The organism is Isoptericola sp. NPDC019571 (assembly GCF_044389385.1).
In the GTDB taxonomy this organism is placed as follows: Bacteria; Actinomycetota; Actinomycetes; order Actinomycetales; family Cellulomonadaceae; genus Isoptericola; species Isoptericola nanjingensis.
Genome location: NZ_JBIRXZ010000009.1, coordinates 90,567 through 105,170 on the forward strand (window position 1 = coordinate 90,567; position 14,604 = coordinate 105,170).

Here is a 14,604-nt window from a genome sequence, read left to right on the forward strand (position 1 = left end):
GGATCGCGGGGCTCGGGCGCCCTAGCGTCAGCCGCATGACCGCCGTCGACGCCGCCCGCCTGCAGTTCGCGCTGCTCGCCGGGACCCACTTCCTCTTCGTCCTGGTGACGCTGGGGCTCGGGCCCGTCGTGGCGATCCTGCAGACCCGATGGGCGGCCGCCCGCGACGCCGGCCGGGCGGCGACGCTCGAGACCGCCACCCGCTTCTGGGGGCAGCTCTACCTCGTCAACTACGCGCTGGGCATCGCCGCCGGCATCGTCATGGAGCTGCAGCTCGGACTCCACTTCCCGGGCCTGCTCGACGTCGCCGGCGGCGTGTTCGGCGCCCCGCTGGTGATCGAGACGATGGCGGCGTTCTTCCTGGAGTCCACGTTCCTCGGGCTGTGGGTGTTCGGGTGGCACGTGCTGCCGCGCTGGGCGCACACGGCGGCGTTCTGGGCGGTGGTGGTCACCGGCTACCTGTCGGCGTTCACCGTGATGGTGGCGAACGGCTTCCTGCGGAACCCGGTCGGTGTCGAGATGGTGGACGGCGTCGCCCGCGTCACCGACGCCGCGGCCCTGGTCACCAACCCCGCAGCGCTGCTGTCCGCGCTGCACGTCGTGGGCGCCTGCCTCATGGCGGGCGCGTTCCTGCTGGTGGGCGTCAGCGCCTGGCACCTGCGCCGGGCGCCGTCGCGGCTGCCGGGCGTGGTCGCGGCCGGCCTGCCGGGCGCCGTCATGTCGCCGGAGAACGACGTGTGGCGGCGCTCGATGCGGATCGGGCTGGTCGCGGGCACCGTCGGCGCGTTCGTCGCGACCTCCTTCGGGTACGCGCAGTTCACCTACCTGCAGGACCTGCCCGGCGGCGACCCGCCGGTCGTGGGCATCGCCTACGGCGTGATGCAGGGCGTCGCCGGACTGGCGTTCGTCGTCGGGTGCGTGCTGCTGCTCCTGCTGCCCGGCAACGTGCTGTTCCGCCTCTGGCGGCCGCTGCGCACCGGCCTCTACGCCACGCTCACCGCGCTGCTGCCCGTGCCGTTCCTCACCGCGCTGCTCGGGTGGGCGGCCCGCGAGATCGGCCGCCAGCCGTGGGCGATCGCGGGCGTGCTGCGCACCGAGGACGCCGTCTCCGGCGCGTCCGCGGGCGCGGTGATCGCGTCCCTCGTCGTCCTCGTCGGCGTGATGGTCACCCTCGCCGTCGTCGACTGGTCGGTGATGGCGCGCCTCGCCCGCCGCGGCACGACGCGCCTCGCTCTCGGCGCCCCGCCCGCCCAGGTGCTGCACGACGCCGACACCGACGACGACGGCGACGCGCGCGACGACGGCGACGGGCGCGACGACGGCGGCACCCGGCGCGAGGACCGCGCCGAGCTCCTCACCTTCGGAGGCACCCGATGAACGTCCTGGGCTGGGGCCTGCTGCTCTCCGTCCTGCTCGCGGGGTGGGCCGCGCTCGACGGCGCCGTCCAGGGCGGTGTGCCGCTGGTGCGCGCGCTCGGCGGCCGCGACGACGCGCGCCGTCGCACGGTGCTGGCCACGGTCGCGCCGTTCCTCCTGCTGGGGGAGGTGTGGCTGGTCGCCGCGGCGGGCGTGCTGCTCGCCGCCTTCGGCCACGTCGAGGCGACGCTCTGGGCGGCCGGGTACCCGTTCGTGGTGGCGCTGCTGGTGGCCTGGGTGGTGCGCGACGCCGCGCTCTGGCTGCGCAGCCGCCTGCCGTCGCCGGGCTGGCGCCGGGGGTGGGACGCCGTCGGGCAGGCGGCGAGCCTCGCGCTCCCGGCGGCGTTCGGTGCCCTGGCCGGCGTCGCGTGGGTGCGGTTCTCCGTGGTCGGGCCGCAGGCCGACGGCGGCTCCGGCGCGGCGCAGGCGCTCGCGCTCGGGCTTCCGGTCGTCACGGCGGGGCTCGCCGTGGCGACGGCGCGGGTGCACGGCGGGCTGGTGGTCGCCGCGCGGGCGCCCGAGGCGATCGCGCGGGAGGCCCGGCGGCGTGTCCGCCGCGCCCTCGTGCCGGCCGCCGCGCTCGCCACGCTCGGCGCGCTCGGCGCGCTCGCCGTCGCGGCGCTTGGGACGGCGTCGGCGCTGGTCGCCGCCGTCCTGCTCGTCGTCGTCGCGGGGGTGGCGCTCGCGGCCCGGTTCGACCTGGACCGCGGTGTGCACCGCACCGGCGTCGTGCGCGTCTCCGGCCCGCTGCTCGCCGTCGTGCCGGTGGCCGCGACCGCCGCCGTCGTCGGGCCCGCGGTGCTCGCCCTCGCCGCGCCCGCGGCGGTGCTGCACGCCCTGACCTGGCCCGTGCTGGGCGCGTTCGCCGCCGTCCTGGCGGCGCAGGCGGTGAGCTGGCGGGTGCTGGTGCGCCCCCTCGGGCCGCGCACCGCCGTCTTCCTCTGAGCGCTCCGCCGTCCCGGGTCCTGACGCGGTCGTGACGCCCGGGCAACACCGCGGAAACGGGCGCCGCGCAGCATGGGGACGAGCGGCCGCCCGGGCCGCGCGAAGGAGGTCTCCCATGGCTGCCACGATGCCCGTCCCGACCCCCGTCCCCGCCCCGTCGCGGGCGGTCCTGCCCTCGCCGCACTCGGCGACCGCCCCCGGGGCGGGGCGTCGCGCCAACCCCGGCGACCGGCTCACGGTCGACCCCGACGACCGCCGCCGGCGCGCCCGCACCGCGCTGCTGGAGCTCGCCGTCGCGCGCTCCGTGGAGCGCCGCCGAGCGCTCTGAGGGGCGGTACGAGCGGGCCCTGAACATCCGCGACGCGCACGGGTCGCCGGGCACGCGGGCCAGGCTTAGGTTCGAGAGGTGGCCCGACGACGCGGCGCCCGCCCGGACGCCTACACGTTCGACCTCGACGCGGACGGCGCGGCGCCCGACGACGTCGAGGATCCCGCGGACGCGCCGGTCGTCCGCGCCACCCGGAGCGCCGGGTCCCGCGGTCCCCTCCTCATCGACCTCGACCCCGACGACGTCGACGACGGCCCGGACGGGTTCCCGCCGCCGTCGGGCGCCGGGCCCGAGCCGCTGACGTGGCGCCGCGCGCTGGACCGCGCGCGCGACGCCCTGCGCGGCCGCCGGCTGGTGGCCGCGGTGGTCGTGGTCGCGGCGGCGCTCACGGCGGTGGTCGTCGACACGGTGGGCGACCGCGGACGCATCGCCGCCCTGCGCGCCGCGCCCGGCGGGGTGCTGGACCTGAGCGCCCAGCCGCACGAGGTGTGGCGGGTCGAGGCGGAGGGCAGCGTGCCCGGCGGGCTCATGGCGGTGGCCGGCGGGCTGGTGGTGGCGCAACGTCAGGACACGCTCCTCGGCCTGGACGTCGAGACCGGCGAGCGGCGCTGGCAGGTGGCGCTCCCGGCCGGCGCGAGCTCGTGCGGCCCGGGGATGCAGGTGTGGTCGGGCGGCGTCCAGGCGGACACCGCGGACCGGATCGTGTGTGTGACGGCGAGGCCCTCCGACGGCGGCGCCTCGGAGGGCGACAGGGTGCGGCGCAGCACGGTGACCGTGGTCGCCGCCGACGGCACCGTGGAGGGCACGCGGGAGGTGGAGGGCTCCCCGGCCGAGCTCTACCCCGGCGGCGACGGATCGCTGGTCTCCGTCGAGTGGGTGGGCGAGGCGTCGCCCGTGGACCCGCGGGTCGCGGACGACGTCGTGGCCGGCGTCGCGGACGCGGGGGCCATCTCGGACGGCTACGACCTGCGGGTCCGGGTCGAGGACGCGGTCACGGGCGACCGCCGGTGGCAGCAGACGGTCCCGTTCGACGGCGCGGTGGACCCGTCGTTGTGCGTGCGGTGGTCGGACGACGGCACGACGTCGGGGGTGGACCTGCGCGGCGGCGTCCAGACGGTGGTCACCGACCGCCTGCTGTGGCTCGGCGGGTGCGGCATCGACGCGTGGTTCACGCCGGACGGCGGTCGCCTGGACCGCCCGGCCGACCCGGGGACGTTCGAGGGGTTCTCCGTGGAGCCGCTGACCGGCGGCGGCTACGCGGTGCGCACGGACGCCGACGACCTCAGCGCCGAGGATCCCACAGCCACCGACCGCATCCTGCGCGACGACGGCACCGAGGTGCGCGAGGTGCGCGGGCGGTACCTCGTGCCGCTCAGCACGGACGGGGGCGGGGACGGCGTGCACCTCGCGCGGCGCGGCGCCGCGACCGTGGCGACGTCCGACGACGGGACCGAGCTGTGGCGCACCGACGTGCGCAGCACCAGCGTGCTGGTGCGGACCGCTCAGGTGGCCGTGGTGGTGGACGAGGGCCGGCGCGTGCACGGCGTGGACCTCGGCACGGGGGACGTGCTGTGGGTGCGCCCCGACCTGGTGGAGGGGCTCGACGCGATGGGGGCGTACGGGCCGCGGTTCGTCGACGCGGCGTTCACCGACGGTCGGCTGGCCGCGTTCGTGGTGCCGGACTACGCCCGAGGCGACGTCGTGCACTGGGTAGCGCTCGACGCCGCCTCGGGTCGTCAGCTGTGGCAGGTCGAGCTCGGCGGCGACGGCTGGGGGGTCCAGCTCGCGGTCGCCGGCCGGCTCGTCCGCTGGTCACCGACCGAGATCGTCGGCCTCGGCTGACGGGTCGTCGGTGTCGTCCGCGTCGGCGTCGGGGGCGACGTCGTCCGCGAGCACGAGGTAGACCTCACGCCGCGCCTTGTCGAGCACCGCGGCCGCGGCCTCGGCCTGCGCGCGCGTGCCCGCTCGGGCGACCTGCTCGACGGCGCCGCCCAGGGCGCGCATCGCGTGGTGCAGCTCGTGCCCCTGGCGCCGCGGGTCCTCCGCGACCTTCTGCCACGGGGTGCCGAGCTCGTCGCGGTGCTCCTCGACGTACGCGCGGCCGGAGTCGGTGAGCGACGCGAGGCGGCGTCCGCCGTCGTCGGCCACCGTGACGAGGCCCTCGTCCTGGAGCTGGGAGATGGCCGGGTAGACGGCGCCCGGGCTGGGGCGCCAGCGGCCGTCGGTGCGCTCGGCGAGCTCGGTGATCACCTGGTAGCCGTGCATCGGCTGCTCGGCGAGGAGCAGCAGCAGGGCGGCGCGGATCTCTCCGCGACCGGCGCGGCGGCCGCCGCCCCGGTGGCCGCGCGGTCCGAAGCCGGGGCCGAAGCCCGGGCCCGGAGGGAACCCGGGGCCGAAGCCGCCGGGGCCGGGGAAGTCGCCCCGCCGGCGGCGGTCGCCGCGCGGGCCGGGCTGACGGTCGAAGGGGTGCCGGTCGAAGGACCGGGGGTCGTAGGTGCGGGGGTCGAAAGACGTGTCTCGGGGGGTACGCATGAGCGGTGTCCTCACTGGTTCGGGATGGATGGTCGGTGTCGCCCGGGGAGCGCCGGCGGCGCCTCGACCTCGGGCGGCGACGTATCTAAGATAGGACGCGATATATCTTTACGGCAAGTCCCGACGAGGTGTGACGTGGGTCACTCCGATACCGGATCGGAGACGGGCCCAGGAGAACGCGCGGAGGTGCGCCTACGTTGTTCGGCATGGAAGTCCTGCTCTTCGGCGTGCTCGCAGCGGTCGTCGTCATCGCCGTCACCGCGCTCGCCCCCCGGGCCGGGGTCGCCGCACCGCTGGCACTGGTGCTGATCGGTGTCGCCGTGAGCTTCCTTCCCGTCGTCCCGGCCATCCCGATCAACCCCGAGGTCATCCTCGTCGGCGTGCTGCCCGCGCTGCTCTACGCCTCGGCGGCCTCGTTCCCCTCGATGGACTTCCGGCGCGACTTCACGGCGATCGGCGGGATGGCCGTGCTGCTCGTCGTCATCACCGCGGTGTTGCTCGGGTTCGTGTTCTCGTGGGTCATCCCCGGCATCGACCTCGCCGCGGGGATCGCGCTGGGCGCCATCGTCAGCCCCACGGACGCGGTCGCGACGTCGATCATCAAGAAGCTCGGGGCGCCGCAGCGCGTCGTCGTGATGCTGGAGGGCGAGGGGCTGCTCAACGACGCGACGTCCCTGGTGCTGCTGCGGTCCGCGATCGCCGCGACGGCCGCCAGCGTCAGCCTGTGGGGGGTGGTCGGAAGCTTCTTCAAGGCCGTGCTGCTCGCCGTCCTCATCGGCGTGGTCGTCGGTCGCCTCGGCCTGTGGGTGCGCGAGCACCTGCGGCACGCCGCGCTGTCCACCGCGGTGTCGTTCGTCGTGCCGTTCGTGGCGTACCTGCCCGCCGAGGAGCTGGACGCCTCCGGCATCGTCGCCGCCGTCGCGGCCGGCCTCGTCACCAGCACGCTCTCGGCGCGCCACCTCAGTCCCCAGGACCGGGTGGCCGAGCGGATGAACTGGCGCACCATCGAGACCCTGCTCGAGGGCGGGCTGTTCCTGGCCATGGGCCTGGAGGTGTTCGGCCTCGTCCAGGACGTCCGCGAGGCGCACGGGTCGCTGTGGACGGCGGTGGGCGTCGCGGCGCTCGCGGCGGTCGTCGTCATCGCGCTGCGCGCGCTGTTCGTGCTGCCGCTGCTGCGCTACCTCGCGGCTCGCCGACGGCGCGCGGAGCAGGTCCGCGAGACGCTCGACCGGATGGAGCAGCGGGTCTCCGCGAAGCTCGACGAGTTCACCGATCCGCGCGGGATCATCACGCCCGACGCCGCGAAGGCGCTCTCGGCCGTGTGGACGCAGGGCGACCAGCGCGTCTGGGAGGCCGGCAACCCCCGCCGCCAGGTCCGGCGGGTGCAGCGCCGCGTGCAGCTCGAGGCCGCGAAGCGGCGGGCCGCGGCCTCGGGCGGGCTGTCCGACGACCAGAAGGAGCGGATCCGGCAGCGCCGCATGGATCGGATCGCCGAGTTCCGCCGCCGGTTCACGCGCCGGATCGCCGACGTCGACTACCTGCTCGCCGCCCCGCTCGGGCCGAAGGAGGGCGTGGTCATCGTGTGGGCCGGCATGCGCGGCGTCGTGACGCTCGCGGCGGCGCAGACCCTGCCCAGGGAGGACTTCCCGCAGCGGTCCCTGCTGGTCCTCATCGCGTTCGGGGTCGCGGCCGGCACCCTGCTGGTGCAGGGCGGCACGCTGCCGTGGGTGGTGCGGAGGCTCGGGCTGGCCGGGGTCACGTCGTCGCGGTTCGACGAGGGGACCCAGGGGCTGCGCGAGATCGTCGACGGCACCGCCCGGGACATGCTCGACGACCCCGGGCTGCGCCGCAAGGACGGCACCCCCTACGCCCCGTACGTCGTGGAGCGCGTGCGGACCGTCGTCGTGCGCGAGCAGGCCGACCAGGACGAGGAGGAGGCGACGCCCGAGGAGCTGTCGGCCCAGTTCTTCGAGCTGCGCCTCGCGACCATCGCCGCGCAGCGCAAGGCCCTGCTCGAGGCCCGAGCCGTGGGGACCTACGACTCGGACCTGCTGAGCAGGGCCCTGGACCAGCTCGACGCCGACCAGATCGCCGTCGAGATGCGCGGGCACCTCGACGGCTGATCCGGCGGACTGATCAGGTCAGGACGACGAGATCTCGCTGCGCGCCGTCCGCCACAGGCCGCCGGCCAGCGGTGCGACCACCCAGATGAGTGTCGCGGTGGCGAGCTGGGTCCAGCCCTGGCCGTCGAGCGCGCCGCCGAAGAGCAGCGGCTCGCCCGCGGTGCCGAGGTCGATCCAGGGCAGGACGTCGGCCATGCCCGGCACGAGACCGCCCACGAGGCCGAACAGCGTCGGCGCGAGCAGCAGCGTGACGATCGCGGCCGGCGTGCTGCGCAGCAGCAGGCCGAAGCCCACGCCCTGCGCCATGAACAGCACGACGGAGAGCGCCAGGTAGAGCACGGCCCGCAGGGAGACGTCCCAGGCCGGGTCGGCGTCGCGGAAGGCGACGACGAGCAGGTGCGCGAGGGCGGCCAGGCCCACGGTGAGCACGAGGAGCGCGAGACCGGAGCCGATCGCGCCGACCACCTTGGCCAGCCCGACGCGCGTGCGGCGGGGTTCGAGCGTGAACGTCACCAGGGCGGTCCGCTGGGACCACTCGGACGTCGCGGCGAGCACGCCCACGATGGGCAGCAGCATCGCCATCGGCGTCGTCGTGCCGACGACGAACGCGCTGAACGAGTGGTTGCCGCCGTTGACCGCCATCATCACGGCGAGCACCGCCGCGGTGATGATCGCGATGACGGCCAGCATCCAGCGGCCTGCGCGGGTGTCGAGCTGCTTGCGCCACTCGACGAGCGTGAGGGTCGCGAAGGACACGGGGCGCGGGTCGGCGCCCGGGCGGTTCGTGCGGCTCGCGCCGGCGGCGCGGGTCGGGGTCGCGGTGGTCATGCCGACACCTCCATGCGGGTCTGCTCGCGGGCGTCGTCGGCGGTGAGCTCGAGGAAGAGGTCCTCGAGGCCGCGGGAGTCGGCGGCGCGCAGCTCGGCGATCACGACGCCCGCCGCGGCGGCCGCGCGGCCGACGTCGATGGGCTCGGCCTCGACCGACAGCCCGCCGGTCGCCAGCTCCTCCACGCCGGCGCCGCCCTGGCGCAGCGCGAGGGCGAGCGCGGCGTCGTCGGTGGAGCGGACGAACGCGCCGGCCTGCCGGAGCAGGTCGTCCTTGTGGCCCTCGGCGACGACGCGGCCACGGCCGATGACGACGATCCGGTCGGCGACCGCCTCCATCTCGCGCAGCAGGTGCGACGAGAGCAGCACGGTGCCGCCCCGGGAGGCGAAGTCGTCCAGCAGGTCGCGCATCCAGCGGATGCCGGCGGGGTCGAGGCCGTTGGCCGGCTCGTCGAGGATCAGCACCTCGGGGTCTCCGAGCAGCGCGGACGCGAGCCCGAGCCGCTGCCGCATGCCGAGGGAGTACTGGCCCACGCGGCGGGCCGCCTCGCGGTCGGTGAGCCCCACCAGGTCGAGCGTGGTGTCGATGCGGCGGCGGTCGACGCCGGTCATGAGGGCGGCGAGGGTGAGCACCTCGCGCCCGGTGCGGCCGGAGTGCTGGGCGCCGGCGTCGAGCAGCACGCCCACGCGCCGGCCGGGGTTGGCGAGCGCCGTGAACGGCTTGCCGAGCACGCGGGCGGAGCCCGACGTGGCCGGCGTGAGGCCGCAGATCATGCGCATCGTCGTGGACTTGCCGGCGCCGTTGGGGCCGAGGAAGCCGGTCACGTGGCCGGGCTCGACGGTGAACGACACGTCGTCCACGGCCACGGCCGGCCCGTATCTCTTGGTGAGGTGCTCCACGGTGATCATGGCTCCACCCTGCCCGGGCGCGGGCGGGCGCCGCGTCCGGCGAGGGGATGGTTCGTGTCCTCCTTCCGGAGGATGCGGCACCTCCGCCCGGCGGATGCCCGCGGTGCCGCTGCTGCCTAGGCTCGACGTCGTGCCGACCGCCCCTGCCCGTCCGTCCCGAGCCCGCCGGGTGTGGGGCGAGACGTGGCGCGTGCTGGTCGCCCTCCTCACCGGCCTGACGGTGATGGTCCTCGTGGCCTGGGAGGTGGACACCGGCCAGCGGCAGATGACCGACGGGCAGTGGGCGCTGGACTTCCTCGTGGGGCTGGTCGGGCTGGGGCTGCTGCTCCTGCGCCGCAAGGCCCCCCTGACGATCGCGCTGGTGCTGTGCGTCGGGGCGACGGTCTCGTCCCTGGTGGTCGGCGCCGAGACCATCGCGGTGATCTCCCTGGCCACGACGCGGCGGTGGTGGAAGATCGCCGTCGTCGGAGTGGTGTTCGTGGCCGCGGGACGGGTGCACAGCACGCTGCACCCGTACGTCACCCCGGAGTCCTACGACCGTTGGATCGAGCTCGTCGGCGGCGCGGTGATGTATGCCCTGTTCGTGTGGATCGGCGCGTACATCGGCCTGCGCCGGGAGCACCTCGCGTCGCTGCAGGAGCGGGCCGAGACGGCCGAGCGGGAGCAGGTGAGCCGGGTGGCGCAGGCACGCACGGCGGAGCGGACGCGCATCGCCCGCGAGATGCACGACGTGCTGGCGCACCGGATCTCGCTCGTCGCGATGCACGCGGGGGCGTTGGCCTACCGCACCGACCTGCCGCCGGAGAAGGTCGCGGAGACCGCCGGCGTCGTGCGGGACAACGCGCACGCCGCGCTGACCGAGCTGCGGGAGGTGCTGGGTGTGCTGCGCGACCCGCTCGCCGGGGACGGGGAGGGCGGCGTGCCGCCGGAGCCCCCGCAGCCGTCGCTGGCCGACCTCGCCGAGCTGTTCGCCGAGGCCCGCGCGAACGGGGCCGACGTGCGGGTGGAGGGGATCGAGGACCTGGCCGAGCGGGCCGCGGGGCTCGGCGAGGCGGTCAGCCGGCACGCGTACCGGATCGTCCAGGAGGGGCTGACGAACGCGCGCAAGCACGCTCCGTGGGCGCCCGTGGCCGTCGCCGTCACGGGCGCGCCGGGCGAGGGGCTGACGATCGTCGTGCGCAACCCGGTCCGCAGCGTCGGGCCCGTGCCCGAGGCGTCCGTGCCCCCGCCGTCGGGCCTCGGCCTGGTGGGGCTCACGGAGCGCGTGGAGCTCGTCGGCGGACGCCTGTCGTACGGCACGACGGCGGACCCGGCGTCGCGCGACGGGCGCGCCGCGGCGTTCGTGCTGGAGGCCTGGCTACCGTGGGCGGCATGAGGTGGGCGGCATGAGGTGGGCGGCATGAGGTGGGCGGCATGAGCGGGGCGACGCGTGTGGTGCTGGTCGACGACGACGCGCTGGTGCGCTCCGGGCTCACGCTCATCCTGGGCGGCGACGCGGACCTGGAGGTCGTCGCGACGGCGTCGGACGGGCTCGAGGCGCTGGACGTCGTGGCGCGCGAGCGGCCCGACGTCGTCCTCATGGACATCCGCATGCCCCGCCTGGACGGCATCGAGGCGACGCGGCGGCTCCGGTCGGTGCCCGACGCGCGGGTCATCGTGCTCACCACGTTCGACGCGGACGACATGATCGTCGAGGCCCTCCGCGCGGGCGCGGCCGGGTTCCTGCTCAAGGACACCCCGCCGGACCGCCTGGTCGCGGCCGTCCGGGCGGCCGCGGCGGGGGAGCCGACCCTGTCGCCGCGCGTCGCGGAACAGCTCATCGCGCGGGTCACCGACCGGTCCGCCCCCGACGGCCGGAGGGCCGCCGCCGCGCGGCTGGAGACGCTGACCGAGCGCGAGCGCGACGTCGCCCTCGCCGTCGCGCGCGGGCTGTCCAACGCCGAGATCGCCGCCGCGCTCTACATGAGCGTCCCGACGGTGAAGACGCACGTGTCGCGCATCCTCACCAAGCTGGACGCCGCCAACCGCGTGCAGGCCGCCATCGTCGTGCACGACGCCGGGCTCGCCACCGGCTGAGCGGCTCCCGCCCGATCTCGTCGAGCGACCACGGCACCCGGCCCGCCCGTCGTCCACAGGCCTGCCGGCAGGCGGAGGTCAGGCGGCCAGCCGCTCCCGGAGCCACGCGATGTCGGGGCCCATGTCGCCGTGCGTCTCGCACACGACGGGCGCGCCGGCGGCGGCGACCACGCCGACGAGCTGCTCGGGCGGGATGTTCCCGTCGCCGAAGTGCGCGTGGCGGTCGGCCCCGGAGCCCGCGGTGTCGCGGGAGTCGTTGGCGTGCACCAGGTCGATGCGGCCGGTGATCGCGCGGATGTCGTCGACGGCGGTGGCGAGGTCGATGCCGCCCGCCCACGCGTGACACGTGTCGAGCGTGAAGCCGACGTTCTCGGCCCCGTTCGCCCGCATCACGGCGGCCCAGAGCATCTCCAGCCGGTCGAGGCGGCGGGCCATCGAGAAGTCGCCGCCCGCGGTGTTCTCGATGAGCACGGGCACGTCGGTCTCGAGCGCGTCGATCGCCTTGCGCCAGTTGTCGAAGCCGACGTCCGGGTCGTCCTTCGCGGTGACGTGCCCGCCGTGCACGACGACGCCCTTCGCCCCGATCTCGCCGGCGCCGGTCATGATCTGCTGGAGCAGCTTGCGGCTGGGGATGCGGATGCGGTTGTTGGTGGACGCCACGTTGATCACGTACGGCGCGTGCACGAAGACGTCGAGGCCCGCGGCCGCCGTCTCCTCGCGGAAGGCCTCCGCGCCACCGGGATGGTCGAGCGGCGGCACCTTCCAGGCCTGCGGGTCGGAGAGGAACACCTGCACCACCTCCGCCCCGATCTCCGCCGCCTGCGCGACGGCGTCGGTCCGGTCGACGTGGGCCCCGATCTTCACGCTCATGCGCCCACCCTACGGATCGCGCCCGACAACACCCGTCCGCCACCGTCGTAGGCTGGCCCACCATGAGCACCACGCCGCCGCTCGCGTACGTCATCGCCGGGTCCGAGGCCACGGGAGGGGCCGGGATCCAGGCCGACCTCAAGACCTTCCAGCAGCTCGGCACCTACGGGGTGGGGACGCTGACCTGCATCGTCTCGTTCGACCCGAAGCACGACTGGGGCCACCGGTTCGTGCCCGTGGAGCCGCAGGTCATCGCGGACCAGTTCGAGGCCGCGACGTCCACCCACGCGCTGGACGTGGTCAAGATCGGGATGCTCGGCACGCCCGCGACGATCGACGTCGTCGCCCGCTCGCTGGAGACGCAGCCGTGGCGCCACGTCGTCCTCGACCCGGTGCTGATCTGCAAGGGCCAGGAGCCCGGTGCCGCGCTCGACACCGACACCGCGCTGCGCGAGCGGGTGCTCCCGCTGGCCACGGTCGTGACGCCCAACCTGTTCGAGGCCAAGACGCTCGCGGGCATGGACGACATCACGTCCGTCGAGGAGCTGACCGAGGCCGCGCGCCGCATCCACGCCCGGCTGGGCGACGGCCACGGCCGCCGGTACGTGGTCGCGAAGGGCGGCGTCGAGCTGGCCGGCCCCGACGCCGTCGACGTCCTGTTCGACGGTGACGAGGTCACCGTCTTCGCCACGCCCAAGGTGGGCGAGGAGCGCGTCTCCGGCGCGGGCTGCACGTTCGCCGCCGCCATCACCGCCGAGCTCGCCAAGGGCGCCGACGTCCCCGAGGCGGTCCGCGTCGCGAAGGACATGGTGACGCAGGGCATCGAGGCGCGCGTCGAGGCCCGCACGCCGTTCGACACCGTGTGGCAGGGCGCGTACGCCTCCTGACGACCTGAGGAAGGAGCCGCCGTGACCGTCGACGAGGACGTGCACGCGGGCGGGCATCGCACGCACGGGGTGACCAACCAGCCGCCGGAGCGTGTGGACGTCAACGAGTACCTCGACTTCCCGGTGCTGCGCGACGCCGTGCACGCCTTCGGCGGGGGCTGGGGCGAGGAGAGGCTCGTCGAGGCGGGGGCGCACGTCGGGAGCGCGGCGTTCCAGCGGGCCGCGGAGCTCGCGAACACCCACGAGCCGGTGCTGCGCACCCACGACCGGCGGGGACGGCGGATCGACGAGGTCGAGTACCACCCCGCCTACCACGAGGTGATCTCCGCGGCAGTCGGCCGCGGCGCGCACACGAGCGCGTGGGCGGACCCGCGGCCGGGGGCGAACGTCGTCCGCGGCGCGCTGTTCTCCCTCTTCGGGCAGGTCGAGCCCGGCCACGCCTGCCCGGTGTCGATGACGCACGCCGCCGTGCCCAGCCTGCGGCACGCCCCCGACCTGGCGGCGCTCTGGGAGCCGCGCCTGCTCGCCACCGGGTACGACGGCGCCCTCGCCGCGCCCGGCGCCAAGCCCGGCGCGCTCGTGGGCATGGCGATGACGGAGAAGCAGGGCGGCAGCGACGTGCGGGCCAACACGACGCGCGCGGTGCCGGCCGGGGACGGCACGCACGTCCTCACCGGCCACAAGTGGTTCTGCTCGGCGCCGATGTCGGACGCGTTCCTCGTGCTCGCCCAGGCCCCGGACGGCCAGTCCTGCTTCCTCGTGCCGCGCGTCCTCGAGGACGGCACCCGCAACGTCTTCCGCCTCCAGCGGCTCAAGGACAAGCTCGGCAACCGGTCCAACGCGTCGGCCGAGATCGAGCTGGACGGCACGGTCGGGCACCTGGTCGGGGAGCCTGGCCGAGGCGTGCGCACGATCATCGAGATGGTGCAGCGCACCCGGCTGGACTGCGTGCACGGCAGCGCGGCCGGGATGCGCCAGGGCGTCGCCGAGGCGCTGTGGCACGCGCGGCACCGGACGGCGTTCGGCGCCGCCCTCGTGGACCAGCCCGCGATGACGGCGGTGCTCGCCGACCTGGCGCTGGAGTCCGAGGCCGCGACGCTCACCTCGATGCGCCTCGCCGCGGCCCACGACGCGGACGACGAGAGCGAGCGGGCGTTCCGCCGCCTGGCCACCGCCGTCGCGAAGTACTGGGTGTGCAAGCGAGGACCGCAGCACGCGTACGAGGCGATGGAGTGCCTCGGCGGCAACGGGTACACCGAGGCGTTCCCGCTCGCCCGGCGCTACCGCGAGCAGCCGGTGATGGCGATCTGGGAGGGCTCGGGCAACGTCGTCGCGCTCGACGTGCTGCGGGCCATGACGCGCGAGCCGGCGTCGCTGGCCGCCGTCGACGCCGAGCTCGCGCTCGCCGCCGGCGCCCACCGCGACCTCGACGCGCACCTCGCCGCGACCCGCGCGGTGCTCACCGGGCTCGCCGGCGCGGACCCCGCCGGGCAGCAGGCCTCCGCGCGCCGCGTCGTCGAGGCCCTCGCCGTCGGGCTGCAGGCGTCGCTCATGGTGCGGCACGCCCCGGACGCGTCGGCCGACGCGTTCGTGGCCGCCCGGCTGGGTGCCGACCGCGGCCACGGGTACGGCGTCCTGCCGCGCGGCACCGACGCCGCCACGATCCTGCGGCGGCACACCGGGCCGTGACCGT

At 75.6% G+C, this 14,604-nt stretch carries 13 protein-coding genes; 9 read left to right on the plus strand and 4 right to left on the minus strand.

The genetic code is table 11. The features are described from left to right. The first annotated feature begins 35 nt into the window (after positions 1-35). The 4 genes from ACH443_RS16035 (at position 36) to ACH443_RS16050 (ending at position 4,529) form a co-directional block, all read left to right on the plus strand. Positions 36-1,376 carry a cytochrome ubiquinol oxidase subunit I gene (locus ACH443_RS16035; protein ID WP_430590863.1) on the plus strand — a complete coding sequence of 447 codons (1,341 nt, stop codon included), beginning with the start codon at positions 36-38 and terminating at the stop codon, positions 1,374-1,376. After that, on the plus strand, positions 1,373-2,359 hold the full coding sequence (locus ACH443_RS16040; protein ID WP_430590864.1) for a cytochrome d ubiquinol oxidase subunit II: 987 nt from the start codon (positions 1,373-1,375) through the stop codon (positions 2,357-2,359). The genes ACH443_RS16035 and ACH443_RS16040 overlap by 4 nt, the downstream gene beginning before the upstream one ends. 115 nt (positions 2,360-2,474) lie before the next feature. Then, positions 2,475-2,687 carry a hypothetical protein gene (locus tag ACH443_RS16045; RefSeq protein WP_429763099.1) on the plus strand — a complete coding sequence of 71 codons (213 nt, stop codon included), beginning with the start codon at positions 2,475-2,477 and terminating at the stop codon, positions 2,685-2,687. A gap of 78 nt (positions 2,688-2,765) precedes the next feature. After that, positions 2,766-4,529 carry a PQQ-binding-like beta-propeller repeat protein gene (locus tag ACH443_RS16050; protein WP_429763100.1) on the plus strand — a complete coding sequence of 588 codons (1,764 nt, stop codon included), beginning with the start codon at positions 2,766-2,768 and terminating at the stop codon, positions 4,527-4,529. Here the strand turns inward: ACH443_RS16050 and ACH443_RS16055 are convergent. Next, positions 4,500-5,219, minus strand: a complete 720-nt coding sequence (locus ACH443_RS16055; protein WP_430555467.1) for a PadR family transcriptional regulator — start codon at positions 5,217-5,219, stop codon at positions 4,500-4,502. The genes ACH443_RS16050 and ACH443_RS16055 overlap by 30 nt on opposite strands. 206 nt (positions 5,220-5,425) lie before the next feature. Here ACH443_RS16055 and ACH443_RS16060 point away from each other — a divergent pair, with 206 nt between their 5' ends. Continuing rightward, a complete protein-coding gene (locus ACH443_RS16060) occupies positions 5,426-7,342 on the plus strand; it encodes a cation:proton antiporter (RefSeq protein ID WP_429763102.1) in 1,917 nt (638 codons plus the stop codon). A gap of 18 nt (positions 7,343-7,360) precedes the next feature. Here the strand turns inward: ACH443_RS16060 and ACH443_RS16065 are convergent, their stop codons facing one another. Then, on the minus strand, positions 7,361-8,170 hold the full coding sequence (locus tag ACH443_RS16065) for an ABC transporter permease (protein WP_430590865.1): 810 nt from the start codon (positions 8,168-8,170) through the stop codon (positions 7,361-7,363). Next, positions 8,167-9,078: an ABC transporter ATP-binding protein gene (locus ACH443_RS16070; protein WP_430590866.1), complete on the minus strand. Its 912-nt coding sequence runs from the start codon at positions 9,076-9,078 to the stop codon at positions 8,167-8,169. The genes ACH443_RS16065 and ACH443_RS16070 overlap by 4 nt, the downstream gene beginning before the upstream one ends. Positions 9,079-9,208: 130 nt before the next feature. Here ACH443_RS16070 and ACH443_RS16075 point away from each other — a divergent pair, with 130 nt between their 5' ends. Both ACH443_RS16075 and ACH443_RS16080 read left to right on the plus strand, forming a co-directional pair. Then, positions 9,209-10,453, plus strand: coding sequence for a sensor histidine kinase (locus tag ACH443_RS16075; protein ID WP_430555469.1), 1,245 nt, complete (start codon positions 9,209-9,211; stop codon positions 10,451-10,453). Between the two features lie 38 nt (positions 10,454-10,491). Then, positions 10,492-11,154 carry a response regulator gene (locus ACH443_RS16080; protein WP_429763107.1) on the plus strand — a complete coding sequence of 221 codons (663 nt, stop codon included), beginning with the start codon at positions 10,492-10,494 and terminating at the stop codon, positions 11,152-11,154. A gap of 78 nt (positions 11,155-11,232) precedes the next feature. Here ACH443_RS16080 and ACH443_RS16085 read toward each other — a convergent pair whose 3' ends face one another. Continuing rightward, positions 11,233-12,024, minus strand: a complete 792-nt coding sequence (locus ACH443_RS16085) for a deoxyribonuclease IV (RefSeq protein WP_429763108.1) — start codon at positions 12,022-12,024, stop codon at positions 11,233-11,235. Between the two features lie 62 nt (positions 12,025-12,086). Here ACH443_RS16085 and ACH443_RS16090 point away from each other — a divergent pair, with 62 nt between their 5' ends. Together ACH443_RS16090 and ACH443_RS16095 are read left to right on the plus strand one after the other, a co-directional pair. Next, entirely contained in the window at positions 12,087-12,911 is an 825-nt protein-coding gene (locus ACH443_RS16090) for a hydroxymethylpyrimidine/phosphomethylpyrimidine kinase (RefSeq protein WP_429763109.1), read from the plus strand. Positions 12,912-12,932: 21 nt separating this feature from the next. Then, the gene (locus ACH443_RS16095; protein WP_430590867.1) at positions 12,933-14,600 is read left to right on the plus strand and encodes an acyl-CoA dehydrogenase family protein; all 1,668 of its coding nucleotides are present in this window, start codon (positions 12,933-12,935) and stop codon (positions 14,598-14,600) included. The last annotated feature ends 4 nt before the right edge of the window (positions 14,601-14,604 follow it).